Source organism: Pantoea sp. SGAir0430 (genome assembly GCF_043549295.1).
In genome coordinates this window covers 990,353-1,007,367 of sequence record NZ_CP039427.1, presented here as the reverse complement: position 1 = coordinate 1,007,367, position 17,015 = coordinate 990,353, and the positions used below count along the sequence as shown (strand labels likewise).

The window sequence follows — 17,015 nt, the reverse complement described above, 5'->3', positions numbered from 1 at the left end:
ACGATGCTCTGGCTAATCTCAAAATACGCGTTAACCGCCTTTATGGTGGTACTGATCTCAGAAGCCGCGAAACGCAGCGATCGTCTGGGCGGCCTGCTCGCCGCTTTACCGCTGGTCACCTTGCTGGTGCTTATCTGGATGAAAATAGAAGGACAAACGCAGGAAAAAATTGCCGCTCACGCATGGTATACGTTCTGGTATGTGGTGCCGACACTGCCGATGTTTATCCTGTTTCCGTTTTTTTACCAGCGCGTCGGCTTCTGGCTCACGCTACTGCTCTCCTGCGTGATTACCGTGGTGCTGTTCGCCCTCTGGGCGGTAGTGCTGAAGCGGTTTGGTATCATTCTGATGTAGGCGCAAGCCGCATCAATCATCCATTCCCTGCCCGGTCATTGGCTACACTTGCTGTTTTACCCGCGCAGAAACAAGGAAATGCTATGACTCAACACGCTTCACTCAATCACGCCTGGCTGCTGGCGTCACGCCCGGACGGCGAGCCGGTGAAAGAGAACTTCCGCTTTGTCGAACAACCGCTGCCGCAGGTGCAGGCGGGACAGATGCTGCTGCGCACCCACTATCTGTCGCTCGACCCGTATATGCGTGGCCGCATGGATGACAGCAAATCCTACGCGCCGCCGGCGCAACTCGACCAGCCGATGGTCGGCGGCACCGTATGCCAGGTGGCGGAATCGCAGCATCCGGATTTCAGCGCCGGCGACTGGGTACTGGCGGCCAGCGGCTGGCAGAGCTATGCCCTGTCCGATGGCACTGGCGTGACTAAAATCGGTCATCTGCCCCATCCATCCTGGGCGCTGGGTATTCTGGGTATGCCGGGCTTTACCGCCTACATGGGCCTGATGGATATCGGTCAGCCCAAAGCCGGTGAAACGCTGGTTGTCGCCGCCGCCACCGGGCCGGTGGGTGCCACGGTCGGTCAGCTCGGTAAGCTGAATGGCTGCCGCGTCGTCGGCGTGGCCGGCGGCGAGGAGAAGTGCCGCTACGCGATTGACACCCTCGGTTTTTCCGCCTGTATCGATCATCATCGTGACGATTTCGCAGAACAGCTGGCGGCCGCCTGCCCGGACGGTATCGACATCTATTTTGAAAACGTCGGCGGCAAAGTATTCGATGCCGTCTTCCCGCTGCTCAACACCGCCGCGCGCGTGCCGGTGTGTGGCCTGGTGTCGGGCTACAGCAGTCGCGAACTGCCACCCGGCCCCGATCGCACGCCGCTGATCATGGGCGGGATTCTGAAACGCCGCATCCGTATGCAGGGCTTCATCATCTTCCAGGATTATGGCGATCGCTATCCGGAATTCCTGCAGGCGATGACGCCGCTGGTCGAGCAACAAAAAGTGTTGTACCGCGAACACATGGTAGAAGGACTGGAGCATGCGCCGCAGGCGTTTATTGACATGCTGAAAGGCAAAAACTTCGGCAAAACCGTGGTGAAAGTGGCGTAGCCAGCGGTTCTCTCCCCGACTGTAAATCCGGCCTTAGTGTGCGAGCACTAAGGCTTTTTTGCGCTTTGCTTAACCGCTATTGAGATATAAGCCCTCCGCGTGCGCATGCGATGATGCCCTCCTCTATCCTCTTCTACCGGAGAAGTCATTATGTCGCTGACCTTAGCCGACTCCGCGGCGCTGCCGCGTAAAGTCAATACGCAACAGGCGGAAGCACCGGTGCCATTACCGGCTGGCGCCGCGCATATCATTCGCGACGATGCGGAAGCTATCGCCGTAGCCCATCAGTTGGCGGCCAGCTTCGCGCGCGAGGCGGCACTGCGCGATCGTGAGGGCATTCTGCCCCTCAAAGAGCTGGATGCGTTCTCGCAAAGCGGCCTGTGGGCAATGGCCATCCCCAAAGCCTGGGGCGGAGCGGGCGTGTCGTGGACCACCGTGGCCAGGGTGATCGCCATCATTTCAGCTGCCGATCCGGCGCTCGGTCAGCTGCCGCAAAACCATCTGGCCGGTGTGGCCCATCTGCTGGAAGACGGTAGCGAAGCACAAAAACAGGTACTGCTGAGCGAGGTACTGGCCGGGCTGCGCTGGGGTAACGCCTTTTCGGAGAAGCATGGCCGCACGGTCGCCGATTTTCAGACGCGCTTTCGGCGTGACGGTGATGAGGTGGTGATTAACGGGGAAAAATTTTATGCCACTGGCGCGCTGCTGGCGCATCGAATCCATGCCGTGGCGCTGGACGAGCAGGACCGGGCGCATCTGATTGTGCTCGATCGCGACACGCCAGGCATCAGCGTCATTAATAACTGGTCGGCCTTTGGTCAGCGCACGACGGCCTCCGGTACCGTACTGCTGGAGAATGTCCGCGCCCCGCTGTCGCGCGTTATTCCAACCTGGCAGGCGTTTGAGCGGCCAACCGCTGCCGGGCCGATTTCACAGATCATTCAGGCGGCGGTGGATGTCGGTATTGCGCGCGGCACCATTGAAGACACCCTGCAATTTGTTCGCGAACGCTCGCGGCCGTGGATTGACAGTGGCCAGGCGCGCGCTGCCGATGACCACTTCACGCTGGCGGCAGTCGGTGATTTGAAAATCCGCCTGCACGCTGCCGAAGCGCTGCTGTGGCAGGCCGGTGCAGCGATTGACGCCGCGCTGACGCAGCCCGATGAGACCAGCGTGGCACGCGCGACCGTGGCCACCGCCGAGGCCAAAGTGCTGACGACGGAGATCGCTCTGCTTGCCGGTAACAAACTGTTTGAGCTGGCTGGCACCCGCGCCACGCTGCAGGAGTTTAATCTGGACCGCCACTGGCGCAACGCGCGCACCCATACGCTGCACGATCCGGTGCGCTGGAAGTATTACCACGTGGGTAATTATTATCTCAACGGCACGCCGCCGCCGCGCCATGCGTGGAGCTAAGGGCGGCGGAAGCGCGTTGCCGGATGGTCAGCTGCCAGGCGCGGCTGACCCGTGAGACGTTCACGCAAGGTTAACGGCTGTGCTGGCTGAGGACGCACCCGCCCGCGCTGGCGCAGCACCGGCATGACCCAGGCAATGAAATCGTTGAAGCTGCCCGGGCTAATAGCCCAGCCCAGATTAAAGCCGTCCACGCCCGATTCTGCCGCAAACTGATCCAGCCGATCGGCAATGGTTTCGCCGCCGCCCACCAGCAACGGATGCAGACCACCGATACCGATGTAGCGTGCTGCCTCACGCAGCGTCCAGCGTTTTTGATCGTCAATTCGCGTCAGGCTGGCCAGCGCCGAACGGCAGGCGTCGGTTGCGCGAAAGGCCAGCGGCATGTCCGGATCCTCCTGCGACCAGTCGATACCGGTCCACGCCGAGAAGAGCGCCAGCGCAGCCTCTTCACTGATGTATTGCTGATAATCCTCAAGTTTGGCCCGGGCGGCGGCATCATCTTCGGCCGTGATCACCGTGATGGCTGTGACAAAACGCAGCGACGCCGGATCGCGCCCTTCTGCCACGGCCAGCTGACGAATGCGCTGAATATCGCTGGCAATCGCCTGCGCGGTGACGCCACCGAGGAAAATGACTTCTGCGTTACGGGCAGCAAACTGCGCACCGCGTGCCGAAGTGCCAGCCTGAAACAGCACCGGGGTGCGCTGTGGGCTGGGCTCACTGAGATGTGCATCCGGCACCTGATACCAGCGACCATAATGCTGAATAGCGTGCACTTTTTGCGGATCGCTATACAGGCTGTTGGCTTTATCGCGGCTAACCGCATCTTCCTCCCATGAGCCTTCCCACAGCTTCGCGGTCACATCCAGAAACTCCTGTGCGCGATCGTAACGCTCATCATGCGGCAGCTGCCGGGTCAAACCCAGATTGCGCGCCGCGGAATCAAGCATGGAAGTCACCACGTTCCAGGCGATACGCCCGCGGGTGAGATGATCAAGCGTCGTGAACTTGCGCGCCAGCAAATAAGGATGTTCGTACGTGGCAGAGACCGTAATACCGAAACCGAGGTGCTGCGTGACGGCTGCCATGGCTGAGACCAGCAGCAGCGGATCGTTCACCGGCATCTGAGCGGCCAGGCGCAACGCCGCGTCCGGCTTGCCCTGCCACACATCCAGTTGTCCCAGCGCATCAGCAATAAACAGCGCATCAAAACCTGCTGTATCAAGCTGCCGCGCGAGGGTCGTCCAGTAATCCAGCTCGGTATAGCGGTGCGCCTGATCCTGGGGATGTCGCCACAATCCGGCAGAGAGATGACCAGGGACATTCATCATGAACGCAAACAGCAAAAACGGTGAAGGCATCCGTTACCCTCCTCGGACAGGGCGACGCGCACGCAGTGCACCCACGGCCAGTACCACAAAGATCAGTGCGCCGGTTGCCACCTGCTGCCAGTAAAAGTTCCAGCCGACCAGCAACAGTCCGTTGGCGATGAAACTCAGCAGCACGACACCCAGCAGCGTACCCGGCACATTCGGGCGGCGCGAAGGCGCGAAGGTCGCGCCAATAAAGCTGGCACCGATGGCATTCAGCAGATAGGCATTGCCCGATAACGGTACCCAGGCTTTGACATTGGCGGCGAGAATTAACCCGACGATGCCGGCGACCAGTGCACTGAATATGAATGCCAGCGCGGTGAGACGTTTGACCGCCACGCCAGAATGATGCGCTACGCTGAGCTGTTCACCCATCATGCGCAGTGCGCGACCGCTGGCGCTGCGGTGCAACAGTTGATACAGCACCAGCGCCACGCCCAGCAACAGCCAGAGCGGTAGTGGAACGCCAAGTAGCGTGCCGTGACCAATAGCGGTAAAACCCGCCGGCAGCGTCTGGCTTAGCAGATAGACCGGCTGCCCACCGTTGGACGACAGTTGCTGTACGCTCTGACCAATAAACAGCGTGCCAAGCGTGGCGAGAAACGGCTCAACGCCGAGTTGTGTCACCAGAAAAGCGTTGAACACGCCTACCAGCAGTGCCGCCGTCAGCGCACCCAACAGCGCCAGCGGCAGCGCGACCTGATGCAGTACCAGCGTCACCAGCACCAGGCAGGCGACATCAATCGCCGTACCGACGGACAGATCGATCGCGCCGATACGCGTGACCAGCGTCATGGCCAGCGCCACAATCGCCAGCGGTGCGACATTATTCAGCAGCACGCTACGAATGTTGGCGACAGTGGCAAACGCGGGCGCGGCGATGATGAAAAACAGCAGCAGCGCAACAAAGGTCAGCACCATCAGGCTGCGCAACAGCCCCGGCACTTTTTTACCGCTCAGGCTCAGTTCAGACATGAGATGCCCTCCCCGCCTGACGGCGCCGCAGTAGCGCGGTCAGCGCCACAACCAGCAGGATGAGCACACCCTCGACGCCGTTAATCCAGTAACTTGAGACGTTAACCAACTGAAAGCCGTTGGCTATCAGACTCAGAAACAGCGCGCTGATCAGTGCACCGCCCAGGGTCGGCACCAGGCGACGCGAAAACACCACGCCGAGCAGCGCGGCGGCAATCACCATCAGCAGATTGTCGTTAGCGCCCGGCGAACTGCCGCTGAGCAGCGCCACCGAGGCAATGGCTGCCAGTGCAGCGCTGAAGCCGCACAGCACATAACTCAGACTTTGATAGCGCGCCACGCTAATGCCCGCCGCGTTGGCGGCCTGCGGATGGCTACCCACCGCCTGCAGGCGCAGGCCAAACGCGGTGAAACGACTGAGCCCGAGTGCACTCAACGCCAGCAGCAGAAATCCCCAGCCGAGCCAGGAAACGCCCAGCGGTCCGCTGGCTATCAGCAGGTTTTGCAGCGCGCTGCTGGCGGAAATCGACGCGTTTCCGCTCAGCACCATCTCCAGTCCCATGGCGATGTTCATGCTGGTCAGCGTCGCCAGCAGGGGCAAAATACCAAGCCAGACAATCGCCAGGGCATTGAATATCCCCACGGCGATGCCGGTGAGCAGCGTGAGCAGCAGCGCATAAGTGACAGAGTGTTGCTCAGCGATCTGCGACGCGAATACCGCGGCACACAACCCCATATTAGCGGCAATGGATAAATCAATGCCGCCGCTAATCCCCTGAACACCGCCACCGCTTAGCACCAGCGTCAGACCCAGCGCCAGCGTTCCCACCACCGCCGTTTGCTGCAATACGTTACCGAGGTTGATCACGCTGAGGAAAATAGGCGACAGCCAGGCAAATACCGCCAGCACCAGTACAATAATCAGCAGCGCGACGTGCTGCAGCCACGGCTGCCCCTGCGGTTTGCCTGCCGCCGTCACCACCGCCGGTTGGCTCAGTTCACTCATAGGATTTGCTCCGTCAATGCGCCCGTGCCGGAAGCCAGGGACAGAATCTCCTGGTGACTGGTGTGCCGGGCGGACAGCGTGGCGACCTGCTCGCCGCGCGCCAGCACAATAATGCGGTCGGCGAGCGTTTGCAGTTCCAGCAGATCGGTGGAAAACAGGATAATCACCGCCCCGGCAGCCGCCAGCTGCTGCAGGGTTTGATAAATGGCGGCCTTGGCGGCAATGTCGACGCCAACCGTGGGCTCATCCAGCAGATAGAGCGTGGCGTGGGTGTTGAGCCATTTCGCCAGCACCGCTTTTTGCTGATTTCCGCCGGACAGCTGACGCAGCGGTGCCAGCTGGCCCGGTGTGCGGATCACAAGCTGGCGGATGTTGTCCGCCACCAGCACGGTCTCGGCGGTTGCGGAGACGCCGCCCCAGCGCAGCAGGCGCTGCACGGTCGTCAGGGTGATGTTGTCGCGCAGGCTCACATCGAGCGCGATGCCGTTGGCGCGGCGATCTTCCGGCACCAGCGCGATGCCACGTTTCACCGCGGCATGTGGCGAAGCCGGTACGCCGTGCGTCTCACCTACGCGCAGCGTCCCGCTCACGCCACGTTCCAGACCAAACAGTGCGCTGATTAACGCCTTCCCTCCGGAGCCCAGCAGGCCGGTAATGCCAACGATCTCGCCACGTCGTGCGCTGAAACAAACATTGTGAAAGCGACCCGGCGCGCTCAGGGCGTCTACGGTCAGCACCAGCTCGCCGTCAGGTGGCAGACCGCGCGGTGCAATCGCCTGCTGCGTCTCACCGATCATGGCATTAATCAGCGCCTGCGGAGAAAGGGCGTCGCCGGTAAAATGCGCGACGTCTTTACCATCGCGCAGCACCGTAACCCGCTGGCACAGCGCCTGGATTTCATCGAGATAGTGAGAAACGTAGATCAGTGCGATCCCCTGCTGACGCATACGTTCAATAACGCGAAACAGCGCCTGCACCTCGTGGCGCGCCAGCGCGGCGGTCGGTTCATCCAGTACCACCACGCGCGGCGCGCGCTGTAATACGCGACAGATCTGCACCAGTTGCTGTTCCGCCACACTTAACCCGGCGATCAGCGCATCGGGATCGATCTGCAGATCGAAGTGCTGTTGCAGTAGCTGCCGCGCCTGCTGCCGCATACGCCGGCGATCGATAAACGGTGTGCTGCCAATCCGTGGCTCATTACCGAGCAGCAGCGCTTCCGCCACCGTCAGCGTGCCTGGCAATAGCCGCTCCTGATGAACAATGGCGATGCCCTGCTGTTGTGCCTGAGCCGGACTGGTCAACACCAGTGGCCGGCCTTCCAGCGTCACGCTGCCCTCATCGGCAGCGTGGATGCCGCCCAGCACTTTGATCAGCGTCGATTTTCCGGCTCCGTTATGCCCAATCAGCCCATGCACTTCGCCGGCGTGGACATCAAGCGATACCGCTTGCAGCGCGGGAATGCCGTCAAAGGCTTTACTGATCTGGCGCAGTTGCAGTCGCACTGTCTTATTTATCATCGCTCTGGCCCAGCGTTTGCTGCGCCTGCGCCGCATTCTCTTTGGTGACCAGAATGGCCGGAACATAGGTGGCAGGCGGAAGTGAACGATCGCCGGCAAGGTATTTCGCCACATTTTGTACCGCAGTCTGTCCGATCAGATAGGGTTGCTGCGCCACCACCGCCGCCGCGCTGGATTTCGGATCTTTCACCAGCGAGACCACGTCCGGGCTGCCGTCCACGGCGTAAGTTTTGATTTCACTGCGACCGGCAGCATCAACCGCCTGAGTGGCACCAATCTGCGGTACGTCCCATGCCGCCCAGATAGCCTGTACTGACCCTTGCGGATACTTGTTAAGTAGCTGACTAATCTGCGCATAGGCATCCTGCACGGTATTGGGAATGACGTCGCGCAGTTCGGGCTGAATGATTTTAATTTTCGGATACCATTTCAGCACGGCTTTTAACTGGTCATAGCGCATCGCCACCACCGGCACGCCATAAAAACCATTAAACACCAGAATATTGCCTTCGCCGCGCAGATCATTGACCAGTTTTAATGCCAGCTGCTCGCCAATATAAAAGTTATCGGAGGTCGTGACGTTAATACTGGATGGGCTGGCGGTATCTACGGTAAATAAGGGAATGCCGGCGTCGCGAATTTTTTTCAGCCAGGGTTCCAGCACTGAGGCGGTGCCCAGCGTTTCAATAATGGCATCCGGTTTTTGTGCAATCAGCGTTTGAATTTGCGCGATCTGCTGTGACTCTTTGCGTCCGCCATCCAGCGCGATAGGCGTGCCACCCAGCCGCTTTACTTCATCAATTTGTCCCTGATAGGCTTTCAGATCCCAGTAGTGATCGGTACCGGCCACGGTAATACCGATACGTTTACCGGCCAGTGAGGGAATGGATGCATCAGCGGCGCGAGCGTGCAGCGACAAGCCGGCGAGCAGCGATGCAGAGGCCAGTAATAGTCCGGCCAGGCGGTGTTTATGCATTGTTTATATCCCTGGAAAAGGTTCAGCTAAATAAGGTGAGTGACGCCTGCTATTCGGCGTATAGCTGAAAATTATCACAGTCACTATTTATCCCTAATGCCATTTTCTCCTTTGAATATGCAGCGGATTTGCATATTGATTGCGTGAAAAAGCATGACCGGGCGCAGATATTCTGACGCCCGGTTATAAATAATAAAAACGTGGCTGGAATGAAGGCGTGCGGCGCTAAAGATACGTGATGGTCGCGGGCGCCGCGGGTGTGATTTTAACGCCCTTTTTTCTTGCGTCCCGGCTGGGTAAAGCGCTTGCGGTTAGCGCCCTGACCCGCTTTGTCACTCTGTTTCGGTGCGCTGACGGCCGGTTTTTTCGCGGCGGGCGTCGCCGCTTTCTTCTTCGCCTGTGCCTGCTGCGTTTTTTGATCTTCTGACGACGAATCCTCAATCAGCTTAAACAGATCGATCAGTTCATCGTCCGTCAGATCGCGCCACTCACCAAGCGGGATACCTTTCAGGCTCACGTTCATGATCCGCGTGCGTTCCAGCTTCGTCACTTCATAGCCAAAGTGTTTGGCCATGCGGCGAATCTGCCGGTTCAGTCCCTGCACCAGGATAATACGAAATACAAAGGTCGACTCCCGCTTCACTTTGCATTTTTTCGTCACTGTGCCGAGCATCGGTACGCCCGCCGCCATACCAGCAATAAACTCGTCGGTGATCGGCTTATCTACCGTGACCACGTACTCTTTTTCGTGATTGTTACCGGCGCGCAGGATTTTATTCACCAGATCGCCGTGATTGGTGAGCAAAATCAGCCCCTGCGAGTCTTTATCCAGCCGGCCAATCGGGAACACGCGCTTGCTGTGGTTGACGAAGTCACCAATGTTGTCACGCTCGCCCTCTTCCATGGTAGTGACAATGCCCACCGGCTTGTTGAGGGCGATTAATACCAGATCGTCTTCGTTGCGCGGTTCAATCAGCCGCCCGTTGACTTTGACCTCATCCCCGGCGAACACCTGCGCACCGACGCTGGCGCGTTTGCCGTTAATGAAAACGTTGCCTTGTTCGATGTAACGATCGGCGTCACGGCGCGAGCAGATTCCGCTCTCGCTGATGTATTTATTCAGGCGCGTGGATGAGTTGGGCAGCATGGTTCCTCCGAAAAAAAACGGACTATACAGCATGTGCGCGCGTTGCGTAAGGCTGGGTTAAGCGTCCGGTGGCGGTTGTTCTTTGCGGTGTGATATGGCGAAAAAGCGGTGCCGGGTGTCATAGCGATTTATGGCACATAAAAATCCATCCTGTCGGTTAAAATAGCCCGCACGCCCCTGAGCAAACTCCGGGTATTCTGAACACCTCTCCGTTAACCAGGCATGAAAATGTACAACGTAAATCATCTTTTCGTCAGCCGGGAAATGAATGTGAAAAAGCTGCTGGCTTACGGTTTTCGCAAGGATGGGCAGGATTACGGCTACCGCTGTGATGTGATGAATAAGCAGTTCACCCTGCAGGTAAACATCACTACTCAGGGTGACATTGCCGCCACCATTATCGATAAAGTCACAGGAGAAGATTACATTCTTCACCGTATTACTTCTGCCACCGGTGCCTTTGTGGGGCAGGTTCGTGAAGAACATGACGCTATCTTGCTGGATATCGCAGAAAAATGTTTCCCGCAGAAGCATTTCAAAACAACGCAGGCCGATGCGATCGTTCAGCACCTGAAACAGCAGTATCAGACTGAGCTGGAATTCTTATGGCCGCGCTTTCCTGAAAACGCTATCTTTCGCCGCAAAGATAATCAAAAGTGGTTCGGCGCGCTGTTGACGATTCACAGCAGCAAGCTGGGCCGACCGGATGATAGCCTGATTGAAATCGTCAATATTAAAGTCTCGCCGCAGGCGATCGCTTCGCTGGTCGATGGCGAGGTTTATTTCCCGGGCTACCATATGAACAAAAAGCATTGGGTCACCCTGTGTCTGGATGGATCAGTCCCGACGGCCGAGGTTTTGTTGCGCATTGACAACAGTTTTAACCTGGCCGGCTAGCAATCGGCGCGGCACCGTATACCTCTTCGCGGCTGATTTCGCCGCCCCATCCCCGCAGCCGCAACGTCTCGCCCGTCAGCTCCACCACCGCAAAGGGCACGCGCGACGGGCCATCCAGCATCCCCTTCAGGGTTATAAACACGGTATCCGCGCGGCGATGATAGCCGCCACGGTGATCGTGGCCGGCAAAACAGGCGCGCACGCCATAGCGGCAGAACAGTTCTGCCAGCTGCGCACCGTTGAGCAGACTGTGGCTGTAGCCCGGTGCCAGCGGATAATGGCCGAACACCACCACCTGCTGGCCGCAGGCGCGGGCCTCAATAAGCTGCGTTTCCAGCCATGCCAGCTGCGTCGCACCGACCGCGCCATTCCACGGCTGCGCCTGCGGTTGCTGGCGCGCCTGTAAATCAGCCAGCAGTGCGGCCGCGCGCTGGCGATCGTCGCCGTTGTGTTGATTGCAGTACAGGCTGATATCGTTGCCGTCGTAGACAATAAAGCGCCAGCCCTGCAGCTGAAAGGCATAGTAACTTTTTGGCAGCGGCAGCGCGTCATCGAGGTGCTGCGCGATGGTCTGGGCGTCGTGATTCCCCAGCACCACGGCATGCGGATGGAGTAGCCGATCGTAGAGCGGCAGCAGCGTGGCATAGCTGGCCCAGTGGCGATCCACCAGATCACCGAGCGTAACGACAAAATCCAGCGGCTGCTGATTGAGCGCGTTTATCGCCTGCGGCAGCTTATGCAGCGCATGACGATAGTAGAGATTCGCCGGGACATCCGCCTCAACGTCAGCATATTGCGGATCGGCCAGCAGCCCGAAGCGCAGCGTGCCGTCGAGCGGTGCCGCGCGTAAATCCGGTAACTGATACAGCTCAGCGACATCACCCAGCCGCTGGCGTTGCGCTGCGGTTAGCGCATGGGCATATCCCATCTCTGGCTCTCCTTAGCGAATGCCGGCACGCATGAATGACTGAATAAACTGCCGCTGGAACAGCAAAAACAGCAGCAGCAACGGCAAGGTGGTCATCAGCGTAGCCGCCCCAATCAGCGCCCACTGCACGCCCTGCTCCGGCGCGGAAAACAGCTGCAGCCCGACGGTTAACGGACGCACCTGAACCGAGTCGGTGATCACCAGCGGCCAGAGAAAATCGTTCCAGTGGAAACTGATCGAGACCAGCGCGAACGCCACATAGATTGGCTTTGCCAGCGGAATGTAGATGTGGCGCAGAATGTAAAACCGGCTGGCCCCTTCAACGGTTGCCGCCTCTTCCAGCACCAGCGGAATGCTCTTGAACGTCTGCCGCAGCAGAAAGATGGCGAACGCCGAGGCAAAGTACGGCAGCGCAATGCCGGTCAGGGTATCGCGTAGCCCGAGCGCGCTGATGGTGCGGTAATTATTCAGAATCAGCACATCCGGGCTGATCATCAGCTGCAGCAGAATCAGCGCGAAGAGGAAACCGGAAAATTTCAGGCGGAACCGCACCAGTGCATATGCGGCCAGCGTGGCCAGCACCAGCTGGACCACCACAATCATCAGCACCAGCAGCGTGGTATTGAGGAAGTAGCGGGCAAACGGTGCCGCGTGCCAGGCATTGATGAAGTTCTCCAGCGTCAGCGGTGCCAGCAGCGAAAAGTGCCCCTGGCCGGCGGCCGGATGAATGGCAATCCACAGCGCCACCAGCATCGGCAAGCTCCACAGCAGCGCGGCCAGCCAAATCAGCAGGTTGAGCGCAAAACCGCCCGGAGAGGATGCAGCTTTCATTGATAATGGGCTCGCTTATCCAGCAGATGAAATTTGATCAACGCAATCGATCCGAGGATCACCAGCAGCACCACCGTCATGGCAGACGCGGCTGGCATGTCCCAGAAACTGAACGCGGTACGATAGATATAAAACAGCAGCAGGCTACTGCTGTTGTTTGGGCCGCCGTTGGTCATGGCAATCACCTGATCGACAATGCGGAAGGCGTTCATCGAGGCGTTGATCAGCACAAACAGCGTGGTAGGCAACAGCAGCGGCCACTGCACGCGGCGGAAAAAGTAACCGCGCGATGCGCCTTCAATGGCGGCGGCTTCGCTGAGGCGCGGATCGATCTGCTGCAGGGCGGCGAGGTAAAAGATCATGAAAAATCCCGCCTCGCGCCATACCGAAACCGCCATCAGGCAGTACAGCGTGGTATCCGGCTCGCCGAGCCAGTTGACCGCCGGTAGCGAAAACCATGCCAGCAGGCTATTCAGGATGCCAAGCTGTGGCGTGTAGAAAAACAGCCACAGATTGGCGATGGCGATCATCGGCAGCAGCGACGGAATGAAGAAGGCCGCACGCACCAGTGCGTTGCCGCGCAGCCGACGATTGACCGCCAGCGCCATCAGCAGCGCCAGCGTCACCGCCAGCGGAATGGTGATCAGCGCATACAGCAGGTTATTCCACAGCGACTGCATAAAAATGTCGTCATCCAGCAGCGCGCGATAGTTATCCAGCCCGACAAAATGGGCCGGATGCGAAGCGCGCGCGGCGCTGAACAGGCTCTGCCACAGCGTGGCCAGCGCCGGATAATGGGTAAACAGCAGCAGGAAGCTGAGCGCGGGCAGCAGCAGCAAATAGCCGCTGAGCTGCAGTGACCACCCGCGCGGGCGCAGCGTGGTGGCGCTGCCAGAGAATGAGCTCATCACGCGGCCGTCACTGATAGTTTTTCAGCAGGCGGTCAGCCTGTTTCTGCGCATCGGCCAGCGCCTGGGCCGGGGTTTTGCTCTGCGTCACCGCTGCTTCAATGGCGTGATTGAGCGCGTCCTGAATCTGCACGCTGTTGTAGGTCGAGAGCTCCGGCTGGGCATATTTCAGCTGCTCACGCGCCACCAGTGCCTGAGGCACCTGCTGCACATAGGCTTTCATTGCCGCCGTGTCCCACGCTGCCGGCGAGGTGGCGACATAGCCGGTAGCGATACTCCAGCGCGCGGCCTGTTCCGGTGCGGTGACCCAGCGGATGAAGCGCATCGCCGCCTGCTGCTGCGCCGGTGAGGCGCTTTTGAACACGTACAGGTTGCCGCCACCGGTCGGGCTGCCGCGCTGGGTTTTCTCCGGCAGCATGGCGACGCCAAACGGGAAGGTCGCGTTGTCGTGCACGTTGGTCAGGTTGCCGGTGGTAGTGACCATCATGGCCGTTTTACCACTGATAAAGTCCTGCGGCGTGGTGCCCCAGGCAATCGCGCCTTTCGGCGAGACTTCCTCTTTCTGGCCGAGGTCGGTCAGCCACTGCAGGGTTTCCACGTTGCCCGGCGTGTTGAAATACACGGCGTTGCCCTTGCCGTTATCCAGCCGTCCGCCATTGGTGGCTGCCAACCCCTGGAAATTCCAGTAGCCGTTCGGCGTGGAAGGGATTTCAATGCCCCACTGGCTGACGCCGCTGGCCTGTTTCAGCGTCAGTTTTTTGCTGAATGCCACCACCTGCTGCCAGGTGGCGGGCGGTGTATTCGGATCGAGACCGGCTTTCTCAAATGCCTGTTTGTTCCAGTACATCACCACGGTTGAGCGCTGAAAAGGCACGCCCCACACTTTGCCCTCAATGCGACGCAAAAAGGCCGGATAGAAGCTGTCGATCCACTGTTTGCCCTCTTCACCCGTGGCTAAATCGCTGGCGGCGACGATGGCACCGGCATCCATCAGCGACCAGGCTTCAATATCTCCCATCACCGCCAGCTGCGGTGCGTTACCGCCGCGAAACGCCGTCAGCGCTTTGGTCACGGTGGTGGCGTAATCGCCGGTGTAGACCGGCTGAATGCTGATCTCAGGGTGCTGTTTTTCAAAATCCGCCACCAGGGCTTCCACGGTGTGGCTGACTTTACCGCCGACCGCAATCGGGTAGTACATCTGTAACTTCACCGGCTCAGCAGCAAACACCGACGCGGAGGCACACAGCATAACGACACAAGCCAGAGGCGAGAAACGGATCGCAGACATGATTTTCCCTTGAATAAACGACAACGGTTAAACAGCGTATTTTTTCTCAGCGAGCAACATCGGGTGTTCAGCAGCGACACAGCGCTGGCCGCTGGTGGTGGAAAACAGGTATTGCCGGCTGGTGGACCACTGCAGGCCGACCAGACTGTCATCCGTGAAGCGCTGCAGGCCGGGCACTTTGACGGTCAGTGATTCCGTGATGCCGGGCAACCGACAGACCAGCAGCGTATCCGCGCCCATGTATTCGTAGCTCACTACCCGCGCACTCAGCGCGGCCTGCTGTGGGGCGACCAGCTGGATATCCTCCGCGCGCAGGCCCAGACTCAGCGCCGTTTCGCCGGCATAGCTCAGCAGCGGTGTGCTGAGATGGCTGAGGTAGTGATGCGCGCCTTTGCTGTGCAGTGGCAGGATGTTCATCGGCGGTGCGCCAATAAACTGCGCGGCAAAACAGCTCGCCGGCTGGTTGTAGAGCTGGTCTGGCGTGCCGTGCTGCTCAATGCGGCCATCGTTAAGCAGAATGATGTGATCGGCCATGCTCATCGCTTCGGTCTGATCGTGGGTGACGTACAGCATGGTCAGCCCGAGCTGCTTTTGTAGCGCGCGGATTTCGCGCCGCATGCTCTGACGCAGTTTGGCATCCAGGTTGGATAACGGCTCATCCATCAGGCACAGCGTATTGTTGGCGATCACCGCCCTGCCCAGCGCCACGCGCTGCTGCTGCCCGCCGGAGAGCTGTGAAGGCAGGCGCGCCAGCAGCGGTTCCAGTTCAAGCAGTGCGCTGACCTGCGCCAGCCGGGCGGCAAACTGTTGCTTATCTTCACCGCGCGCCTTCAGGCCAAACAGCAGATTCTCCCGCACGCTCAGGTGAGGAAACAGCGCGTAAGACTGAAACACCATCGAAAGCTTGCGCTGCGCCGGTGGCAGAGGCGTGACGTCGGTGTGATTGAAATAAATGCGGCCGCTGTCGGCCGTTTCCAGCCCGGCGAGTGTGCGCAACAGCGTCGATTTACCGCAGCCTGAAGGCCCCAGCAGTGCGACGAAACTGCCTTGCGCCACGTCGAAGCTGATATCCTGCAGCGCGATTTTATCGCCCCAGGTTTTGGTGATGTGTTGCAGCGAGAGATGGCTCATGCATCCGCAGTCCTGAAATCAGAATGGCGGTAAGCTAGCTGAGGCGGATGAAAGATTTATGGCGCTGACGTGACGGTTGGGTGATGGACGGCGACCTGGCGCAGAATCTGCCCTCACCCGGCACGCCCGCAGGCCGTGCCGGCAGGCGTTTATGCGTTACTGCGACATGCTCAGAATGGTGCGGATGTTCTGCGCCGTGGTGGCAATGATATCGATAGCGCCGGTGCGCAGCGCGCCGAGGATCGCCATGGCTTTGGTGTTTTCAGCGGCAATGGCAATCACGCAGGGAATTTTACGCAGCTCGTCGATACTGAGGCCAATTACCCGGTCGTTCATCACCGTATCCACGTGCTGGCCCTGGGCATTAAAAAAATCATAGCCGGCCACATCACCGGTCACGCCCTGATTGACGCTGGCATCAATGATCTCATGTGGTGTGAACCAGCCGAGCTTCACCATATAGCTGTTTTCGTTCATGTCACCGATGCCCACCAGTGCCACATCCGCTTTGCGCGCGCGGTCGAGCGTCTCTTTGATGGTGCCGTTTTGCATGAAGGCGTCGCGTAGCGCCCGGTTTTCGACGTAAGCCGGGGCGTACAGGGTTTCGCTGATGCCGCCAAACTTTTTGGCCAGCCGGCGGCTGATGTGGTCCGCGTTGATGGCATCCCCCGGACGATGGGTGCCGCCGATGCCGCTGATAAACAGGCAGTTGCGCGTCGGCACCTGACCGGGATAATCGGCGACGGCCGCCACGTTGCGCCCCTGGCCCACGGCGACAATGGCGTTGTCTTTCAGCGACTGCGCGAGATGCGCCGACACCAGCGCCGCCACCTGACGCCGCTGCTCGTCGCTGTCTGGCGAATCGAGGGCAATCAGCGCGCGCTGCAGATGAGGAAAGCGCGTCTGCAACTGCTGTTCCAGCCGCGTACTGAACACCGGATGGTAGCGCACATTGATCTCGACGATGCCCTCTTCACGCGCGCGTTTCAGCAGTCGCCCCACCTTGATACGGGAAATCCCAAACTTACGCGCAATCTCCTCCTGGGTGATTTCGTCCTGATAGTAGGCGACGGCAATTTCCGTCAGCAGCTCGGAGTCCTGAGAAAGCGTGTTTTTTTCCATCCGTTACCTGTCTTGTATCGTCGTGCGGAGTGCT

16 protein-coding genes are annotated in these 17,015 nt (G+C 59.4%); 4 read left to right on the top strand and 12 right to left on the bottom strand.

The features are described 5' to 3' along the window. Nucleotides 1-3 precede the first annotated feature (3 nt). The 3 genes from E7738_RS04855 to E7738_RS04845 all read left to right on the top strand — a co-directional run bounded on the left by E7738_RS04855 (nt 4) and on the right by E7738_RS04845 (nt 2,879). Complete coding sequence (locus E7738_RS04855; RefSeq protein WP_394516156.1) at nt 4-354, top strand: DUF3147 family protein; 351 nt, start codon at nt 4-6, stop codon at nt 352-354. An 83-nt stretch (nt 355-437) separates the two neighbouring features. Further along, nucleotides 438-1,463, top strand: coding sequence for an NADP-dependent oxidoreductase (locus E7738_RS04850; protein WP_058758571.1), 1,026 nt, complete (start codon nt 438-440; stop codon nt 1,461-1,463). A gap of 150 nt (nt 1,464-1,613) precedes the next feature. Next, complete coding sequence (locus tag E7738_RS04845) at nt 1,614-2,879, top strand: SfnB family sulfur acquisition oxidoreductase (RefSeq protein WP_058758572.1); 1,266 nt, start codon at nt 1,614-1,616, stop codon at nt 2,877-2,879. Here E7738_RS04845 and E7738_RS04840 read toward each other — a convergent pair. The 6 genes from E7738_RS04840 to rluF all read right to left on the bottom strand — a co-directional run bounded on the left by E7738_RS04840 (nt 2,876) and on the right by rluF (nt 9,876). Continuing rightward, complete coding sequence (locus E7738_RS04840; protein WP_104186636.1) at nt 2,876-4,240, bottom strand: LLM class flavin-dependent oxidoreductase; 1,365 nt, start codon at nt 4,238-4,240, stop codon at nt 2,876-2,878. The genes E7738_RS04845 and E7738_RS04840 overlap by 4 nt on opposite strands. A 3-nt stretch (nt 4,241-4,243) precedes the next feature. Next, entirely contained in the window at nt 4,244-5,227 is a 984-nt protein-coding gene (locus E7738_RS04835) for an ABC transporter permease (protein ID WP_282954093.1), read from the bottom strand. After that, entirely contained in the window at nt 5,220-6,233 is a 1,014-nt protein-coding gene (locus E7738_RS04830) for an ABC transporter permease (RefSeq protein WP_125308654.1), read from the bottom strand. Before E7738_RS04830 ends, E7738_RS04835 begins: the two co-directional genes overlap by 8 nt. After that, nucleotides 6,230-7,753: a sugar ABC transporter ATP-binding protein gene (locus tag E7738_RS04825; RefSeq protein WP_136547408.1), complete on the bottom strand. Its 1,524-nt coding sequence runs from the start codon at nt 7,751-7,753 to the stop codon at nt 6,230-6,232. The genes E7738_RS04830 and E7738_RS04825 overlap by 4 nt, the downstream gene beginning before the upstream one ends. Further along, nucleotides 7,743-8,729 (bottom strand): sugar ABC transporter substrate-binding protein, encoded by a 987-nt coding sequence (locus tag E7738_RS04820; protein WP_058774665.1) that lies wholly within the window; start codon nt 8,727-8,729, stop codon nt 7,743-7,745. The genes E7738_RS04825 and E7738_RS04820 overlap by 11 nt, the downstream gene beginning before the upstream one ends. 265 nt (nt 8,730-8,994) lie before the next feature. Next, nucleotides 8,995-9,876: a 23S rRNA pseudouridine(2604) synthase RluF gene (gene rluF / locus E7738_RS04815; RefSeq protein WP_394516155.1), complete on the bottom strand. Its 882-nt coding sequence runs from the start codon at nt 9,874-9,876 to the stop codon at nt 8,995-8,997. 264 nt (nt 9,877-10,140) lie between these two features. On the opposite strand from rluF, the gene E7738_RS04810 reads away from it, so the two are divergent. Then, nucleotides 10,141-10,773: an MmcQ/YjbR family DNA-binding protein gene (locus E7738_RS04810; RefSeq protein WP_223821222.1), complete on the top strand. Its 633-nt coding sequence runs from the start codon at nt 10,141-10,143 to the stop codon at nt 10,771-10,773. Here the strand turns inward: E7738_RS04810 and E7738_RS04805 are convergent. From E7738_RS04805 to E7738_RS04780, 6 genes are all read right to left on the bottom strand, one after another. Beyond that, nucleotides 10,757-11,701, bottom strand: coding sequence for a metallophosphoesterase (locus E7738_RS04805; RefSeq protein ID WP_394516154.1), 945 nt, complete (start codon nt 11,699-11,701; stop codon nt 10,757-10,759). The two genes, E7738_RS04810 and E7738_RS04805, sit on opposite strands and share 17 nt — an antisense overlap. A gap of 12 nt (nt 11,702-11,713) precedes the next feature. Beyond that, entirely contained in the window at nt 11,714-12,532 is an 819-nt protein-coding gene (locus E7738_RS04800) for a carbohydrate ABC transporter permease (protein ID WP_021506011.1), read from the bottom strand. Further along, nucleotides 12,529-13,440 (bottom strand): carbohydrate ABC transporter permease, encoded by a 912-nt coding sequence (locus tag E7738_RS04795; protein ID WP_211724428.1) that lies wholly within the window; start codon nt 13,438-13,440, stop codon nt 12,529-12,531. The genes E7738_RS04800 and E7738_RS04795 overlap by 4 nt, the downstream gene beginning before the upstream one ends. Before the next feature lie 10 nt (nt 13,441-13,450). Then, nucleotides 13,451-14,728 (bottom strand): ABC transporter substrate-binding protein, encoded by a 1,278-nt coding sequence (locus tag E7738_RS04790; protein WP_104092961.1) that lies wholly within the window; start codon nt 14,726-14,728, stop codon nt 13,451-13,453. A 27-nt stretch (nt 14,729-14,755) separates the two neighbouring features. Continuing rightward, nucleotides 14,756-15,859, bottom strand: a complete 1,104-nt coding sequence (locus tag E7738_RS04785; RefSeq protein WP_058758581.1) for an ABC transporter ATP-binding protein — start codon at nt 15,857-15,859, stop codon at nt 14,756-14,758. Between the two features lie 156 nt (nt 15,860-16,015). Further along, on the bottom strand, nt 16,016-16,981 hold the full coding sequence (locus tag E7738_RS04780) for a sugar-binding transcriptional regulator (protein WP_021506007.1): 966 nt from the start codon (nt 16,979-16,981) through the stop codon (nt 16,016-16,018). Between the last annotated feature and the right edge of the window lie 34 nt (nt 16,982-17,015).

Coding starts and splice junctions, on each gene's coding strand:
- E7738_RS04795 (WP_211724428.1), bottom strand. CDS start 13,440: ATGAGCTCATTCTCTGGCAGCGCCACCACGCTGCGCCCGCGCGGGTGG.
- E7738_RS04785 (WP_058758581.1), bottom strand. CDS start 15,859: ATGAGCCATCTCTCGCTGCAACACATCACCAAAACCTGGGGCGATAAA.
- rluF (WP_394516155.1), bottom strand. CDS start 9,876: ATGCTGCCCAACTCATCCACGCGCCTGAATAAATACATCAGCGAGAGC.
- E7738_RS04850 (WP_058758571.1), top strand. CDS start 438: ATGACTCAACACGCTTCACTCAATCACGCCTGGCTGCTGGCGTCACGC.
- E7738_RS04820 (WP_058774665.1), bottom strand. CDS start 8,729: ATGCATAAACACCGCCTGGCCGGACTATTACTGGCCTCTGCATCGCTG.
- E7738_RS04800 (WP_021506011.1), bottom strand. CDS start 12,532: ATGAAAGCTGCATCCTCTCCGGGCGGTTTTGCGCTCAACCTGCTGATT.
- E7738_RS04845 (WP_058758572.1), top strand. CDS start 1,614: ATGTCGCTGACCTTAGCCGACTCCGCGGCGCTGCCGCGTAAAGTCAAT.
- E7738_RS04825 (WP_136547408.1), bottom strand. CDS start 7,753: ATGATAAATAAGACAGTGCGACTGCAACTGCGCCAGATCAGTAAAGCC.
- E7738_RS04855 (WP_394516156.1), top strand. CDS start 4: ATGCTCTGGCTAATCTCAAAATACGCGTTAACCGCCTTTATGGTGGTA.
- E7738_RS04810 (WP_223821222.1), top strand. CDS start 10,141: ATGAATGTGAAAAAGCTGCTGGCTTACGGTTTTCGCAAGGATGGGCAG.
- E7738_RS04780 (WP_021506007.1), bottom strand. CDS start 16,981: ATGGAAAAAAACACGCTTTCTCAGGACTCCGAGCTGCTGACGGAAATT.
- E7738_RS04830 (WP_125308654.1), bottom strand. CDS start 6,233: ATGAGTGAACTGAGCCAACCGGCGGTGGTGACGGCGGCAGGCAAACCG.
- E7738_RS04790 (WP_104092961.1), bottom strand. CDS start 14,728: ATGTCTGCGATCCGTTTCTCGCCTCTGGCTTGTGTCGTTATGCTGTGT.
- E7738_RS04835 (WP_282954093.1), bottom strand. CDS start 5,227: ATGTCTGAACTGAGCCTGAGCGGTAAAAAAGTGCCGGGGCTGTTGCGC.
- E7738_RS04805 (WP_394516154.1), bottom strand. CDS start 11,701: ATGGGATATGCCCATGCGCTAACCGCAGCGCAACGCCAGCGGCTGGGT.
- E7738_RS04840 (WP_104186636.1), bottom strand. CDS start 4,240: ATGCCTTCACCGTTTTTGCTGTTTGCGTTCATGATGAATGTCCCTGGT.